Annotated in this window: 13 protein-coding genes; 8 read left to right on the top strand and 5 right to left on the bottom strand. The window is 73.7% G+C overall.

Translation table 11 applies throughout. The annotated features are described in order from the left end of the window. The first annotated feature begins 56 nt into the window (after positions 1 to 56). The gene (locus JAV76_RS07140) at positions 57 to 1184 is read left to right on the top strand and encodes a glycosyltransferase family 4 protein (RefSeq protein ID WP_198733327.1); all 1128 of its coding nucleotides are present in this window, start codon (positions 57 to 59) and stop codon (positions 1182 to 1184) included. Positions 1185 to 1187: 3 nt separating this feature from the next. On the opposite strand, the gene JAV76_RS07145 is transcribed toward JAV76_RS07140, so the two are convergent. Further along, positions 1188 to 1808 carry a dTDP-4-dehydrorhamnose 3,5-epimerase family protein gene (locus JAV76_RS07145; protein WP_198733328.1) on the bottom strand — a complete coding sequence of 207 codons (621 nt, stop codon included), beginning with the start codon at positions 1806 to 1808 and terminating at the stop codon, positions 1188 to 1190. A gap of 192 nt (positions 1809 to 2000) precedes the next feature. On the opposite strand from JAV76_RS07145, the gene rfbD reads away from it, so the two are divergent. After that, positions 2001 to 2852, top strand: coding sequence for a dTDP-4-dehydrorhamnose reductase (gene rfbD / locus JAV76_RS07150; protein WP_198733329.1), 852 nt, complete (start codon positions 2001 to 2003; stop codon positions 2850 to 2852). Positions 2853 to 2855: 3 nt separating this feature from the next. Next, on the top strand, positions 2856 to 3962 hold the full coding sequence (locus JAV76_RS07155) for an acyltransferase family protein (RefSeq protein ID WP_198733330.1): 1107 nt from the start codon (positions 2856 to 2858) through the stop codon (positions 3960 to 3962). Between the two features lie 67 nt (positions 3963 to 4029). On the opposite strand, the gene rfbA is transcribed toward JAV76_RS07155, so the two are convergent. Both rfbA and JAV76_RS07165 read right to left on the bottom strand, forming a co-directional pair. Further along, positions 4030 to 4899 (bottom strand): glucose-1-phosphate thymidylyltransferase RfbA, encoded by an 870-nt coding sequence (gene rfbA, locus JAV76_RS07160; protein WP_198733331.1) that lies wholly within the window; start codon positions 4897 to 4899, stop codon positions 4030 to 4032. Between the two features lie 35 nt (positions 4900 to 4934). After that, a complete protein-coding gene (locus JAV76_RS07165) occupies positions 4935 to 5816 on the bottom strand; it encodes a glycosyltransferase family 2 protein (protein WP_198733332.1) in 882 nt (293 codons plus the stop codon). 156 nt (positions 5817 to 5972) lie between these two features. On the opposite strand from JAV76_RS07165, the gene JAV76_RS07170 reads away from it, so the two are divergent. Further along, positions 5973 to 7280 carry a UDP-glucose dehydrogenase family protein gene (locus JAV76_RS07170; protein WP_198733333.1) on the top strand — a complete coding sequence of 436 codons (1308 nt, stop codon included), beginning with the start codon at positions 5973 to 5975 and terminating at the stop codon, positions 7278 to 7280. A 70-nt stretch (positions 7281 to 7350) separates the two neighbouring features. Here JAV76_RS07170 and JAV76_RS07175 read toward each other — a convergent pair whose 3' ends face one another. Continuing rightward, positions 7351 to 8142 carry a TIGR03089 family protein gene (locus tag JAV76_RS07175; protein WP_198733334.1) on the bottom strand — a complete coding sequence of 264 codons (792 nt, stop codon included), beginning with the start codon at positions 8140 to 8142 and terminating at the stop codon, positions 7351 to 7353. 271 nt (positions 8143 to 8413) lie between these two features. Here JAV76_RS07175 and JAV76_RS07180 point away from each other — a divergent pair, with 271 nt between their 5' ends. From JAV76_RS07180 to JAV76_RS07190, 3 genes are all read left to right on the top strand, one after another. Then, positions 8414 to 8746: a WhiB family transcriptional regulator gene (locus JAV76_RS07180; protein ID WP_230401952.1), complete on the top strand. Its 333-nt coding sequence runs from the start codon at positions 8414 to 8416 to the stop codon at positions 8744 to 8746. A gap of 116 nt (positions 8747 to 8862) precedes the next feature. Then, complete coding sequence (locus JAV76_RS07185) at positions 8863 to 12249, top strand: glycosyltransferase (protein ID WP_198733335.1); 3387 nt, start codon at positions 8863 to 8865, stop codon at positions 12247 to 12249. Continuing rightward, the gene (locus JAV76_RS07190) at positions 12246 to 13964 is read left to right on the top strand and encodes a DUF5719 family protein (RefSeq protein WP_198733336.1); all 1719 of its coding nucleotides are present in this window, start codon (positions 12246 to 12248) and stop codon (positions 13962 to 13964) included. Before JAV76_RS07185 ends, JAV76_RS07190 begins: the two co-directional genes overlap by 4 nt. A 13-nt stretch (positions 13965 to 13977) precedes the next feature. Here JAV76_RS07190 and JAV76_RS07195 read toward each other — a convergent pair whose 3' ends face one another. After that, a complete protein-coding gene (locus JAV76_RS07195; protein WP_198733337.1) occupies positions 13978 to 14505 on the bottom strand; it encodes a metallopeptidase family protein in 528 nt (175 codons plus the stop codon). Between the two features lie 87 nt (positions 14506 to 14592). Here JAV76_RS07195 and JAV76_RS07200 point away from each other — a divergent pair, with 87 nt between their 5' ends. Then, complete coding sequence (locus tag JAV76_RS07200) at positions 14593 to 14949, top strand: DUF3499 domain-containing protein (protein ID WP_307844064.1); 357 nt, start codon at positions 14593 to 14595, stop codon at positions 14947 to 14949.

Raw genomic sequence — 14949 nt, forward strand, 5'->3', positions numbered from 1 at the left:
GCACACCCTGCCGCTCCCGCCGCACGTCCGGGACGGCCCTGTCGATGAGGAAGTCCATGCGCGTTCTCCTGGATGCCACCGCTGTCCCGGCCGACCGGGGAGGCGTGGGCCGCTACGTCGACGAGCTCGTCCCCGAGCTCCTCCGTGCCGGGGTGGACCTGGTCCTCGCGGTGCAGCAGAGGGACGTCGACCACTACGGGCGCATCGCGGCCGGTGCTCGGATCGAGGCCGCTCCGGCGGCGACGGAGCGTCGCCCCGTGCGGATGCTCTGGGAGCAGACCGGTCTGCCCGCGCTCGTGCGGTCCGTGGGTGCGGACGTCCTCCACAGCCCGCACTACACGATGCCCGTGCGCGCCGGGGTGCCCGTCGTCGTGACGCTGCACGACGCGACCTTCTTCACGACTCCCGAGCTGCACCTGAGGTCGAAGGCGGTGTTCTTCCGGTCCGCGATCCGCGGTGCGAGCCGTCGTGCGGCGGCGCTCGTCGTCCCCTCGCGTGCCACGCGCGACGAGGTGCTGCGCCTCGTCGGGGGCGACGCCGACCGGTTCCACGTGGCGTACCACGGGGTCGACCACGGGCTCTTCCGCCCCACGAGCGTCGAGCAGCAGGCGGCGGTCCGTGCGTCCCTCGACATCGGGGACGCACCGTACGTCGGGTTCCTCGGGACGCTGGAGCCGCGCAAGAACGTGTCAGCCCTGATCCGGGCGTGGGTCCGGGCGTGCGAGGACCGCACCGACCCGCCCGCTCTCGTCCTCGCGGGCGGCAGGGGCTGGGACACGCAGATCGACGACGCGATCGCGCAGGTCCCGGACCACCTGGTCGTCCGCCGCCCCGGCTACCTGCCCCTCGAGGACCTGCCTGCCTTCCTCGGCGGGGCCACCGTCCTCGCGTACCCGAGCCTGGGCGAGGGTTTCGGGCTCCCCGTCCTCGAGGCCATGGCGTGCGGCGCCACGGTGCTCACCACCCGGATGCTGTCACTGCCCGAGGTGGGCGGCGACGCCGTCGCGTACTCGGGCACGGACGACGCGTCGATCGCGACCGAGCTCACCTCGCTGCTCGACGACCCGGCCCGTCGTACCGATCTCGCGGGGCGGGCCGTCGAGCGTGCCCAGGGATTCACCTGGGCCGAGGCGGCACGCACGCACGTGGCTGCCTATGAGGCGGCCGTGCGCGCGCGCCGCTGACCGTCAGGCCCCGCGCAGCGACGCCAGGTGCGCCTCGACCTGCTCGAGCGTGGGCAGCAGGCCCTGGGCCGCCGCTTCGGAGAGACCCGGGGCAGCGACGTCCTTGTCGGACAGCAGCGGCTCGAGAGGCTCACCGTTGCGGCCGACCTTCGGCCACTCGATCCCCACCTCGGGGTCGAGCGGGTGGATGCCGTGCTCGCGGCCGGGCGAGTAACCCGTCGAGCACAGGTAGAGCACCGTCGAGTCGTCCTCGAGCGCCATGAACGCGTGCCCGAGGCCCTCGCCCAGGTAGATGGCGCGGCGGTCGGTGTCGTCGAGCAGCACCGAGTCCCACGTCCCGAAGGTCGGGGACCCGACGCGGATGTCTACGACGACGTCGAGCACGGCACCCTTGGCGCACGTCACGTACTTCGCCTGCCCAGGAGGGGTGTCCGCGAAATGGATGCCACGGAGGACCCCCGCCGCCGACACCGAGCAGTTGGCCTGCTGCAGGTCGAGGGGGTGGCCCAGGGCCTCCCCGAACTTCTCGGCCTTGAACCACTCGAGGAACACGCCCCGGGGGTCGCCGAACTGCTTGGGGGTGATCTCCCAGGCGCCGGGCACTGCGAGTTCGCGGTATTCCACGTCGGTCGCTCCTTCACTGTCGCTGCTCCGGCGGGTGGTCGCCGGTCCGTGACGATCCTAGAGGGCGCCTCTCCGACGGCGCCCGGGCCCGCACCGGGGCACTACGCGCTCGCGGGTGGGCCGTCGACTAGAGTTGCCGCGTCGACCGTGGCGAGTCCGTCGCTCACCGGCGACCCACCCCGAAGGAGTCCCGTGCGCTGGTTGGTTGTTGGTGCGAACGGCATGCTCGGCCAGGATCTCGTGTCCCTGCTCCGTGACCGCGGCCACGCCGTGGACGCCGCGGACCGCGCCGAGCTCGACATCACCGACCCCGCGAGCACCGACGCCGGCCTGGTCGGGTACGACGTCGTGGTGAACTGCGCGGCGTGGACCGCCGTGGACGACGCGGAGACGCAGGAGGCGGCCGCCTTCACGGTGAACGCCGTGGGACCGGCGAACCTCGCACGCGCGGCGAGGTCCGCAGGCGCACGCCTCGTCCAGATCTCCACCGACTACGTCTTCGCCGGGGACGCCGACCAGCCGTACGCCGAGGACGCGCCTGCCGCGCCCCGCTCCGCGTACGGGCGCACCAAGGGCGCGGGGGAGTGGGCCGTCCGCGCCGAGACCGACGACTACCTCGTGGTCCGGACCGCGTGGCTCTACGGCGCGCACGGCGCGTGCTTCCCCAAGACCATGGTGCGGCTCCTCGCGGACCGCGACTCCCTCACCGTGGTCGACGACCAGGTCGGCCAGCCCACATGGACCGTGGACCTCGCCGACCTCGTCGTGCGCCTCGTCGAGTCCGGCGCGCCCTCGGGGACTTACCACGGGACGTCGTCCGGGCAGGCCTCCTGGTTCGACTTCGCGCGCGCGGCCGTCGCGTCCGCGGGCCACGACCCGGAGACCATCCAGCCGACCACCAGCGCAGCCTTCGTCCGTCCTGCGCCGCGCCCGGCGTACTCGGTCCTCGGCCACGACGCGCTGACGGCGGCCGGTGTCGAGCCCATCGGCGACTGGACCGAGCGGTGGCAGGTGGCCTCGTCGGAGGTCCTCCGAGAGGTGTGACCCGTGACTCCTGCTGAGGAGAGCCTGCGTCCGGTCGGCAGGCCGCTCCTGCGCGGTCGGCGCAACAGCCTCAACCTGTTCCGCCTCGTCCTCGCGCTCGTCGTCCTCGTGTCGCACGCGTACCCCATCGCCGGGCGCCCTGAGCCGTCGTGGCAGGGCGAGCACCTCGGGACGTGGGCGGTGGCCGGGTTCTTCATGATCAGCGGGTACCTCATCACCGCCGCACGGCTGCGCACGCACTTCTCCGAGTACCTCGTCCACCGGATCGCACGGATCTTCCCGGCGTTCGTGGTCAGCCTGGTGGTGACCGTGGTGCTCGTCGCACCCGTCGGGTACCTCCACGCGAACCGCACCCTCGACGGGTACCTGACCACGCCGAACACGCCGTTCAACTACGTGTTCTCGAACCTGCTCCTGCGGATCCCCGACTTCTCGGTCGCAGGGACGCCCACGGGCGTGCCCCTTCCCGGCGCGTGGAACGGGTCCTTGTGGACCCTCTACTACGAGTTCCTCTGCTACCTGATCATCGGTCTCGTCATGCTCTGGCCGCTCGCCAAGCGGTCCGTGGTCCCTGTCGCCGTCCTGTTCGTCGCGAGCGTCGCCGCCCACGCCAACCTCGACGCCCTGCTGCCGTACCTGGGTCCCAACCCGGACCTGCTCTTCCTCGCCCCCCTGCTGCCCTACTTCCTCGGCGGGGCGCTCGTCCACCAGCTCCGTCAGACGATCCCGGGGACGTGGCCGGTCGGGGTGGGCTCCGGTGTCGTAGGCCTCCTGCTGATCGTCCTCGTGCCGGGGTGGGGCGGTCAGGTTGCGGCGCCGCTGCTCACCGTCGCGACGCTCTGGCTCGCGTCGGTGGTCCCGTCCCCAGAGCTCCTGCGACGGCACGACGTGTCCTACGGCGTGTACATCTACACGTTCCCCGTGCAGCAGCTGCTCGTGCTCGTCGGGCTGCACCGGTGGATGCCCGCCTACCTGGTGGTGACCACCCTGCTGGTCCTCGTCCCGGCGGTGGCGAGCTGGTTGCTCGTGGAGCGTCCCGTGATGACGCACGTGCGCACCTACGACACCCGGCAGGTACGGGCCATGGCCCAGGAGGAGCCGGCGATCTGACGACGCAGGGCCCGGTCCCGCACACCAGGTGCGGGACCGGGCCCTGTCGTCGTGATCCGCGGGGCTGCTAGTCGCGGTCCTCGAGGAGGCTCAGGAGGTACGCGCCGTACCCGGACTTCACGAGGGTCTCGGCGCGGGCGCGGAGCTCGTCGTCGGAGAGGAAGCCCTGGCGCCACGCGAGCTCCTCGGGGGCGCCGACCTTGAGGCCCTGGCGGTGCTCGATCGTCTTCACGTAGTCGGACGCCTCGACGAGGGAGTCGAACGTCCCGGTGTCGAGCCATGCCGTACCGCGGGGGAGGACCTCGACCTGCAGGCGCCCCTGCTCGAGGTAGACGCGGTTGACGTCCGTGATCTCGTACTCGCCACGTGCCGAGGGCTTGAGGTCACGGGCGATCTCGACGACGTCGTTGTCGTAGAAGTACAGGCCCGGGACGGCGTAGTTGCTCTTGGGCTCCGAGGGCTTCTCCTCGAGAGATAGCGCGCGGCCCTTCTCGTCGAACTCCACGACCCCGTACGCGGTGGGGTCCGCGACCCGGTACGCGAAGACCGCGCCGCCGTCGATGTCCGTGAACCGCGAGAGCTGGGACCCGAGGCCCTGGCCGTAGAAGATGTTGTCACCGAGGACCAGGGCCGAGGTGTCCGTCCCGATGAAGTCCGCGCCGAGCACGAAGGCCTGCGCGAGCCCGTTGGGCTCGGCCTGCACCGTGTACTCGATAGAGATGCCGAACTGGCTGCCGTCGCCGAGGAGACGGTGGAACTGCTCCGCGTCGTGGGGCGTCGTGATGATCAGGACGTCCCTGATGCCGGCCGCGATGAGCGTCGACAGCGGGTAGTAGATCATCGGCTTGTCGTAGACGGGGACGAGCTGCTTGCTCACACCGAGGGTGATGGGGTGGAGCCGGGTGCCGGACCCGCCGGCCAGAATGATTCCGCGCATGGGACAACAGTGTGCCTCATCAGGGCCTTCCGGACCTAGACGCCGGATCGGGCCTGCCGCACCTCGGCCCTCTCCCTGAGCCGGAGCGCTGCACCGCCGAGCGTCCGCAGCGGCCAGTGGTACGGGCGGGGGTACCGATGGTGGAGGTAGGTGCGCGCGCTCTCGTGGTGCGCCCGGATCATCCGTTCCGGCTTGGCCTTCCACGAGACGCCCTGCACGTGCGTCACGCGGGCCTGGGGGACGTAGAGGTTCGCCCACCCTGCGCGGCCCAGGCGCTCGCCGAGGTCGAGGTCCTCGAAGAACATGAAGTAGCGCTCGTCGAAGCCGCCGACCGCGTCGATCGCCGTCCGCCGCAGGAGGAGGCACGCGCCGGACAGCCAGCCCGCGGCGCGCTCCTCCGTCCCCGCGTCCTCCTGGGCGTCGCGGTACGCCCGCGACCAGGGGTTGGAGCGCCACAGGCGGCCGAGCAGGGCGTGGCCCACGCCCTGCCGCAGCGACGGCACCGCACGGGCGGAGGGGTAGAGGGTGCCGTCGGAGTTGAGGAGGGCGGGACCGAGGGCCCCGGCTTCGGGGTGCGCCTCGCCCGCGGCGAGGAGCGTGTCGAGGGAGCCGGGCGTCCACACGAGGTCGGGGTTCGCGACGACGGCCCACGGGGCCCGGCTCGTCCGCAGGCCGGCGTTGGACGCGGTCCCGTAGCCGACGTTCCCACCGCCCTCGAGGACGGTCCCGCCGAGCCGTGCCGCGACCGCGTCCGCGAGCGGGCTCGGGTCGCCGTTGTTCACGACGACGAGGTCGACGGGGCGGGTCGTGGCGGTGGCGAGGGAGGTGGCGAAGTCCTCGAGCTCGGGGCCCGGGTTGAAGACGACGCACACGACGAGGACGGGTTCCGGCGAGGGGGCTGCGGGAGAGTTGCTCATGGTGCGATCAGGGTAGTCGTCCCCGGCGTGCCGCCGACGTGGAGATCCTGTGCCCACGACGACGCAGGCGCAGGTCACGCCACGCCGGGACCAACGGTGCCCTCACGGCGTGCGATCTTCGATAGGTTGGGCGTCACGCTCTCGAAAGGACATATCGTGCGTCTCTCAGTCATCGGATGCGGGTACCTCGGCGCGGTCCACGCGGCCTGCATGGCCACGCTCGGCCACGACGTCGTGGGCATCGACGTCGACCCCCGCAAGATCGACGCCCTGTCCCGGGGCGAGGCCCCGTTCTTCGAGCCCGGACTGCCCGAGCTCCTCGCCGAGGCCATGGCCACCGGTCGCCTGACGTTCTCCACGGACATCGCCGACGCAGCAGGTGCGTCCGTGCACTTCGTCTGCGTGGGGACCCCGCAGAAGGACGGCGAGTACGCCGCGGACCTGCGCTACGTGGACGCGTCCGTGACGTCGCTCCTGCCCCACCTGTCCGCGGAGGATCTCGTCGTGGGCAAGTCCACGGTGCCCGTGGGCACCGCGGCGCGTCTCGCCGCCCTCGTCGAGGAGGTCGGGGCCTCCCTCGCCTGGAACCCGGAGTTCCTCCGCGAGGGGTACGCCGTCAAGGACACCCTCACGCCGGACCGCTTCGTGTACGGGGTTGCGCCGGGCGACGCCGGGAAGCGCGCCGCCGACGTCCTCGACACCGTCTACGCGCGTGCGCTCGCCGACGGCACGCCGCGCATCGTCACCGACTACGCGACGGCCGAGCTCGTCAAGGTCGCGGCCAACTCGTTCCTCGCCACGAAGATCTCGTTCATCAACGCCATGGCCGAGCTGTGCGAGGAGACCGGCGCGGACGTCACCCAGCTCGCCGACGCCATCGGGCACGACGAGCGCATCGGGCGTCGCTTCCTCAACGCGGGCCTCGGGTTCGGGGGAGGGTGCCTGCCCAAGGACATCCGGGCGTTCATGGCGCGCGCCGGTGAGCTCGGCGCCGACCAGGCGGTGGCCTTCCTCAAGGAGGTCGACGCGATCAACGGGCGCCGCCGGGTGCGCATGGTGGACCTGGCCCGCGAGGTCAACGGCGGGTCGATCAAGGGACGCCGGATCGGCGTCCTCGGGGTCACCTTCAAGCCGAACAGCGACGACGTGCGCGACTCCCCGGCGCTCGACGTCGCCGTGCAGCTCGCGCTCCAGGGTGCGGACGTCGTCGTCACGGACCCCGAGGGCATCGCCAACGCCCGCGGACGCTACCCGGACCTCACGTACGTGGAGACCGTCGAGGAGGCCGTCCGGGACGCCGACTCCGTGCTGCTCCTCACGGAGTGGAAGGAGTACCGGGACCTCGTCCCGTCCGCCATCGGTGAGCTCGTGGCGCACCGCACCATCCTCGACGGGCGCAACGCGCTCGACCCGACGGTGTGGCGCGACGCCGGCTGGTCCTACCGCGCGCTCGGGCGCCCCTGACCGGTCCGTCCACGACCGTCCGACCACCGCCGGGCCCGGCGCGCCGACAAGCGCGCCGGGCCCGCGTCGTTCACGCGCGGTGCGTGACCCGCTCGGTCTCGACGAGCCGGTCCGCCCGGGCCGGGTCCGCCGCGAGCTCCGCAGCGACGTCGGGGGCGAGGACGACGACCGAACCGTCCCGGTGCCAGCTCGCGAGGGCGGTGCGCAGAAGAGTTCCCGTCGTCCTCGCCGTCGCGTCCTGCAGCGCGAGGAGGAGCCGCCCGCCCCGGGTCTGCGTCCCGTCGTCGGTGGAGGCGCTCCCCTCGGGGGACCCGTCGTGATCGGCCCACCCCAGGAGGTCGGCGTGGCTCACCGTGGCCGCGACGCCGCCCCCGACGAGAGCGTCTGCCGACGGGTCGTGGGGCGGCAGGTAGCCGACGGTGTCCCCGTAGGTCATCACCGCGGCCGCGGCGTCGATGGCCCCGCGCGGGAGGTCGCCGTCGAAGCGGCGGGCGAGGGCGGGGAGCGAGACGACCACGAGCGCGGCCCGTCCGGCGGCCCGACGCCCCGGGACGTCGGTGACGACGACGTCGCCGGGCGCACCGTCCGCCCCGAGCCGGACGGTCGCTCCGCTCTGCCAGGTGCCGAGCGCCCACACGAGCGTGCGCCAGTGCGGCGGGAGATCGACGTCGACCACGGTGCCGGGCTCGGCGTCGAGCTCCTCGACGAGCAGGTTGGTGGTCTTCGCCACCCAGTTGGCGAGCACCGCACCCGAGAGCTCCACCCGCTCGCCGTCGGTCCCGTACCAGGTGAGCCGGGGGCGACCGGGGTCGGCGGCGAAGTTGTTCAGGACGGTCTGGAGCGATGTGGTGGAGGCTGGCATGGCCCCAGCGTAGACGCCCGCCCGGGAGGGTCGACCCCTCGGGAGCCGCAGAATTTCACCCGCCCTGAGCGGCCCAAACAGCACAACTCGGCTTGACTCCCCGGTGTGACACGCGTGTAATTTCACCTAGCGGTCAAGGGCTCGAAACGGTGCAGAAGTTGTGCAGTTCAGTGAAGATCTGTCCAGTTCGGCGTCTGTCCGCGACCCTGTGAAGCAAACTTTTGACCAGACCTTTTGACCACGACGACGGACGACGGAGGGGGCTACAGACATGTGGAACCTGCTCGACGAGGACGGGCCCTTCCCGTCCGACGCCCAGCAGCCGGGAGACGCCCCGCAGATCGCCCCCATCCTCCCGCTCTTCGGGTCGCTGGACGACGAGGCGCCCGCCGGTTGGCAGGAGCGAGCGCTGTGCGCCCAGACCGACCCGGAGGCGTTCTTCCCCGAGAAGGGCGGCTCCACCCGCGAGGCCAAGAAGGTCTGCGTCGGGTGCGAGGTCCGGTCCGAGTGCCTCGACTACGCGCTCGAGAACGACGAGCGGTTCGGCATCTGGGGCGGTCTCTCCGAGCGTGAGCGACGCAAGCTGAAGAAGCAGGCCATCTGAGAGAGCCTCCGAGGGCGGTCCCGGGTCACCGGGGCCGCCCTTCGTCGTCCCTGCCCGCGCCACGCCGCGCCGAGGGAGGCCGTTTGGGCCCGGCGTGAGGCACCATGGTCGTCGGTATGACATCTCCGGACCAGGCGCCCCCGGCGCACACGCCCCCCGAGCAGGCCCGCACCGGGTCGGTGACCGCCGTCGTCGTGACGCGCGGCACCACCCCGTACGTGGCCCACACGCTCGACGCCCTCCACGCCTCGACCATGCAGCCCGCGCGCGTGGTCGTCGTCGACGTCTCCGCGTCGGACGACCAGGGCTTCGACCTCGAGGTCGCCGACGGCACGACCGTCGTCCGCGCCCCCGGGGCGCGGACCTTCGGGGCCGCCGTGAGCGCTGCGGTCTCCGACGCGTCGGTGACCACCCCGTGGCTGTGGCTCCTCCACGACGACAGCGCGCCCGAGCGCGAGGCACTGCACCATCTCCTGCGGGCCCTGGAGCACACGTCGAACGTCGCGCTCGCGGGGGCCAAGCAGGTGCGCTGGGAGGACCCCGACGAGCTCATCGAGGTGGGCTTCACCACGTCGCGGAGCGGTCGCCGCATGACCGGCGTCGAGCCGGGGGAGCTCGACCAGGGCCAGCACGACGGCCGCGAGGACGTCCTCGCCGTCGGCCTCGCGGGTGCACTCGCCCGGACCGAGGTGTGGGTGGCGCTGGACGGGCCCGATCCCACCTACGGGCTGTTCGGCGACGGCCTCGACCTGTCCCGCCGCGCCCGCCTGGCCGGGCACCGGGTCATCGTCGTCCCCGACGCCGTGGTCCTCCACGCGCAGGGGTCGCTCACCGGTGTGCGGGACGTCCTCGGGTCGGAGCACGACGACGCGTCGACGGCCGACGAGGACCGCTCCGTGCCGGTCGGGGGTGGCCGCTCGACGCTCGCCCGCAGCGACCGGACCTTCGGGGCGCGGCTGCGCTCCCAGCTCTACTACCTGGCGACGACCGTGTCCGGCTGGGTGCTGCCCTTCTTCCTCGTCGCGTCCGTCGTCGCAGGGCCGCCGCGCGCCCTCTACCGCATCGCCGTGAAGCAGCCGGGACAGGCCCTCGACGAGATCTGGGCGCCGCTGTGGCTGCTGGTCCGCGTCGGTCGCGTCCTCGGCGCGCGGCGTCGCATCGCGCGGACGTCCGTCGCCCCGCGCAGCCTGCTCACCCCCCTCACGGCCTCCACGCGCGACGTCCTCGGTCAGCTGCGGGACCGGCGGCTGGCGCACTCGGCGCGCCGACGGGCGTCCGCCGGGTCCCGCGAGCTCGACGCCGCGGAGATCCGCCGGGCGGCCACCCGACGGCGGTTCGCGCTCGCCGGCGTCGTCGCGCTGAGCGTGGCCGCCACCGTGGTGGCCCTCGGGCCGCTGCTGAGCACGGTCGCCGACGGTCGCATCGTCGGTGGCGCCCTGCTCCTCGCGAGCGGCGGGGCGGGCGACGTGTGGGACGCGGTCACCAGCGGGTGGGTGCGCGACGGGCTCGGAGCCTCGGCACCGGCCGACCCCCTCCTCACCGCCCTGCTGCCGCTGACCGTCCTCGTGGGGTCGGACCTCCAGCTCGCCGTGAACCTCGTCGTCGTGACCTCCCTCGTCCTGTCCGGTGTCGGGGCGTGGTTCGCGTCGGGCGCGGCGACCCGGTCCGTCCCGGTGCGGTTCTGGGTGTCGACCGTGTGGGTCGCCGCCCCGCCGCTCCTGCTGGCCGTGGGGGAGGGGCGGCTCGGCGCCGTCCTCGCCCACGCCGCGCTGCCGTGGTTCGCCCTCGCGACGGCCCGCGCCGTCGGGGTGCAGCGCACCGACACGTGGGGCGCCCTGCGCATGCGATCCCAGGAGCGCGCCGAGGCCCGCCGACGCGAACGGCTCCAGCACCGTGCGCTGCAGCGCGCCCGCGAGGGCCGCTCCCTCCCCGGGGCGGAGGTCCCCGTAGGACGCGTCCGCCTCCGCGAGCCCGAGCGCAGGACGTCGTCGTCCATCGCGGCGTTGGGTGCGGCGGGGCTCGTGTTCGCCGTGGTCGTCCAGGGAGCGCCCGTCCTCCTCGTGCCCGGCGTCGTCGCCCTCGCGATCGTCGCGGTCGCCGTCCCACGGGACGGCAAGCGACTCCTGCTCGTGCCGCTGCCCGCGCTCGCCGTCTTCGGCCCCGTCCTCGTCCGTGCCGTCGCCACCTGGCAGAGCGGCGGCTGGCGGATCCTCCTCGGCGACCCCGGGCTGCCCCTCGGCTCCGACGGGACCGACGCGTGGCGACAGCTCCTCCTCGTGCCCGTGGACCCGGCGCCGTCCTTCGCGACCGACGGCGCCTGGAGCACGGTGTGGTCCGTGACGCCCTACCTGCTGGGCGCCGTGGTGCTCGTCGCCGCGGTCGTCGGACTCGCCCGGAGCGGGGGACGCGGCGTCGGGGCGCGCACGGCGTGGTGCGTCGTGCCCCTCGGTCTCGGCGCGGCCCTCGCTTCGTCCGCCACGGCGGTCGCGGTGGGCGACGGGTCGACGGTGAGCGGGTGGCCGGGATCCGGTCTCTCGCTCATGCTGCTCGCCCTCCTCGTCGCGGGCGCGCTCGGCGTCGACGGCCTGAGCGACAAGGCCCTGCGGCACACCTTCGGGTGGCGCCAGGTGGCGATCGGTCTGCTCGCCGTCCTCGTGGGCGCCGTCCCCGTCCTCGGGCTCGCCGCCTGGGGGACCGCGTCACGCACCGGCGCGGGGCTCGAGATCCTCGCCCTCGACGGGCCGGTGGTCCCTGCCGTCGGGCAGCAGATGCAGACGTCGGCCCGTCAGGCCCGGGTCCTCGTGCTCGAGACCCGCGACGACGGCGCCCTCACCTATCAGCTGCTCCACGACGACGGCCCCCAGCTCACCGACTCCTCGGTCGTCGTGAACGTCGCCACCCTCGGTGGACGGCCCGACGACGTCGCCGACCTCGTCGCCGACCTCGCCGCGGGCGCCGACGGTGACCAGGCGGAGCGCCTGGCCGACCTCGGTGTCGGTGCGGTCCTCGTCCCGTCCTCCGACGCGCTCGAACGAGCCCGCCTCGTGGGGCGCATCGACACGGTCGCCGGCGTCCAGCGGATCACCGAGAGCGACACGGGCACCATCTGGCGCGTCGCCCCGCCGGGGGAGACGGCAGTCCCCGCCGCCTGGGCGCGGACGTACGTCCCCGGCCCCGGCGGTGCCCTGACGGCCACCGGGGTCGTCGACGCCCAGGACACCTCCGTGCGGACGACCGTGCCCGACGGGGACCCGGACCGGGTCCTCGTCCTCGCCGAGACCGCAGCCCCCGGCTGGACCGCGGAGCTCGACGGAGTCCCGTTGCGGTCCGTGGAGTCCGACGGCCGGCAGGCCTTCGCCCTCGGTCCCGACGGAGGCGACCTCACCGTGGGGTACGAGCGGGCCAGCCGCACCCCGTGGTTCGTGCTCCAGGGCATCGTCCTCACCGTGTCCGTCCTCCTCGCGCTCCCGGTGCGCCGACGACCACCCGGAGGTGTCCGATGACCGTCCGAACCCGTGAGCAGCTGCAGCGCAGGGCGACGCGGCGGCGCCGCACGTGGGCGGTGCTCTCCACCGTGGTCGCCGTGGGGACCACCGGCGCGCTCGCCGCGCTCGGCAGCACCGTGCTGCCCACCCATGTCCCCGACGAGGCACCCGGGACGTCGGTCGCGATCTCAGGCTCGACGACGACCCTCGTGTGCCCGGCACCGGTGGCGCTGCCCGACCCCGACTCGACGGACGACGAGGGCTTCAGCCCCACCCCAGTCGACACGACGACCACCCTCACGACCGCCGTCGTGGACGACGGCACGACGGGCGCGGTCGTCGCGCTCGACGCCGCGGACGACACGGACGGGACGGGCGCGGTGGCGCCGGACGCCGACGGCCCCGGCTCGTCGTCCGAGACCGTCGACGACGCGGCCGTCCTGCGCGCCGAGACGGACCCGGCGGAAGGCACCGACGGGCTCGCCGCGGCGAGCGTCGCGTCCACGACCGCCGCCGGTGACCTCCAGGGGGTCGCGGCCTCGGCCTGCCGCGCCCCGGGCATCAGCCAGTGGCTCGTCGGCGGGGGCACCGAGCTCGGGTCGAGCACCCGGCTCGTCCTGCAGAACCCGAGCCGCACCCCGGCGACCGTCACCGTGACGGTGTGGGGGGCCTCCGGGCAGCTCGACCTCGCCGGCCCGTCCACGTACCTCGTGCCGCCCGGGTCCCAGTCGTCCACCCTCCTGGAGGGCCTCGCCGCCGAGGAGCGTCGTCCCGTGGTGCACGTCGAGACCTCGGGCGCGCTCGTGACGTCCTACCTCCAGCACAACGTGCTCGAGGGGCTGACACCCGCCGGGGTGGACCTCGTCACGGCCGGGGGCGATCCGGCCACGGCCCAGGTCCTCGCCGGGCTCTCCCTGGAGGAGTCCGAGGTGGGTGACGACGACGTGGCCTCCGTGCGGGTCCTGTCGCCCGCGGACGACGGGACGGCGACCGTGCACGTCCTCGGTGCCGACGGCCGGCACGTCCTGCGCGGCGTGGAGACCATGGACCTCGTCGCGGGGCGGGTCGAGGACCTCAGCCTCGCGGGTCTTCCCGCCGGGACGTACACGGTGCTGGTGCAGGCCGACGTCCCCGTGGTCGCAGGCGCCCACTCCACCCGCGAGGGCTCGGCGGACCCCGAGCAGCCGCTCGTCGGGGTCCCCGTGGACCGCGCCTGGGTGGCCTCCGGCCGACCCGAGGCGCAGGTCCGCAGCGTCGTCGCGATCCCGGACGGGCTCACGGGGACCGCGGTGCTCACGCCGCTGCCCGCGGCGCTCGACGGGACCGCGGACGTGGTCGGGGACGTCCCCGTCGTCTACACCACGGACGAGGTCGCCGACGAGGCGACCACGGGGGGCGCGGCCGAGACGGCCGAGGCGTGGACGCCGACGGAGGTGGCCGAGCTCTCCGCGTACGCGGCGGACGGCACGCTCCTCGGGACACGTCCCGTCGAGGCCGCGCCCGGGCAGGCGGTGCGGATCGACCTCGCGGACCTCGGCGACGAGCCCGTCGCCACCGTCGTCCTCGTGCCGTCGTCACGCACCGACGACGTCGTGGTCGACTGGGCCGTCGTCCTCGCCGACCCTGACGTGAGCGGCGGCATCGCTGTCCTCGAGCCCACACGACCCACCGCCGACGAGGAGACCCTCGTCGTGCGCAGGTCGCCCGCGGTGGGCCTGCCCACGGCGCGGTGAGGGGACGCCGCGCTCAGCCCAGGTCGCGGTAGTGCGGGTCGATCTCCTCGGGGGACCGGGCCAGCAGGTGCGCCACCTGCTCCACCACGACGTCGCGCACCAGCTCGACGACGTCCGACGGGCCCACGGCCCTGTTCTCCACGGGGCGCCTGTACACCACCACCCTGCCTGGCTGGCCCGACTCCGCGGGGAAGTACCGGCCCATCGGGACGCCACCCGTCTCCCAGGGCGACGGGTCGGACGGCGGGACGTCCTCCACCGCGAACTCCGTCCCGGCGAGCTCGCGCCCCCAGGCCTTCTCGAGCCGTTCCACGGTGGCCAGCACGGCCTCGTCGAACCGCTCGGCGCGCGTGCGGTAGCCGGGCGCCGCCACCGGCAGGAGCAACCCACGGACACCTCGCCCACGCCTGTCGCGGCGGCTGCGGCGTGCGGGTGCGCCACCCGGGCGCTGCTCCCCGTCGGCACCGCCGGCACCGACGGGGAGCAGCGAACCCTGCCCCGGGTGTCCTGAGCCCTCGTCCCGCCCGGTGGTCTCGTCCATGCACATCACCCTAGCCGCGACGGACACACCCCTACCTGCACGGCGTGGGATGGCCCGGAAGGCGGGCGGGCGATGTACCGTCCTCTCGTGAGATCAGTGCGTCAATGCTCCCGAACCGCCTGTGCGCGTGCCGCAGTGGCGACCCTCACCTACGTGTACTCGGACTCCACGGCGGTCCTCGGGCCCCTCGCCCTCATGGCCGAGCCCCACAGCTACGACCTGTGCGAGGTCCACTCCGGCCGACTCACCGCCCCCCGCGGGTGGGAGGTCGTCCGTCTCTCCTCTCCCACGACCGAGCCCGGCCCGTCCCAGGACGACCTCGCCGCCCTCGCCGACGCCGTGCGCGAGGCGGGCAGGCCCCGGCACCTCGCCGACCCGGCCCCCGTCCAGGACGGGGAGGTCGCCCGTCGGGGCCACCTGCGGATCCTGCGCGGCGAGGGCTGA

It is taken from the genome of Sanguibacter suaedae, from assembly GCF_016342785.1.
GTDB classification, from domain to species: Bacteria; Actinomycetota; Actinomycetes; order Actinomycetales; family Cellulomonadaceae; genus Sanguibacter; species Sanguibacter suaedae.

Bases quoted from the DNA above. Each gene is read 5' to 3' on its own strand.
- rfbA (WP_198733331.1), bottom strand. From the start codon at position 4,899: ATGCGCGGAATCATTCTGGCCGGCGGGTCCGGCACCCGGCTCCACCCC.
- JAV76_RS07185 (WP_198733335.1), top strand. From the start codon at position 8,863: ATGACATCTCCGGACCAGGCGCCCCCGGCGCACACGCCCCCCGAGCAG.
- JAV76_RS07165 (WP_198733332.1), bottom strand. From the start codon at position 5,816: ATGAGCAACTCTCCCGCAGCCCCCTCGCCGGAACCCGTCCTCGTCGTG.
- JAV76_RS07180 (WP_230401952.1), top strand. From the start codon at position 8,414: ATGTGGAACCTGCTCGACGAGGACGGGCCCTTCCCGTCCGACGCCCAG.
- JAV76_RS07140 (WP_198733327.1), top strand. From the start codon at position 57: ATGCGCGTTCTCCTGGATGCCACCGCTGTCCCGGCCGACCGGGGAGGC.
- JAV76_RS07175 (WP_198733334.1), bottom strand. From the start codon at position 8,142: ATGCCAGCCTCCACCACATCGCTCCAGACCGTCCTGAACAACTTCGCC.
- JAV76_RS07195 (WP_198733337.1), bottom strand. From the start codon at position 14,505: ATGGACGAGACCACCGGGCGGGACGAGGGCTCAGGACACCCGGGGCAG.
- JAV76_RS07190 (WP_198733336.1), top strand. From the start codon at position 12,246: ATGACCGTCCGAACCCGTGAGCAGCTGCAGCGCAGGGCGACGCGGCGG.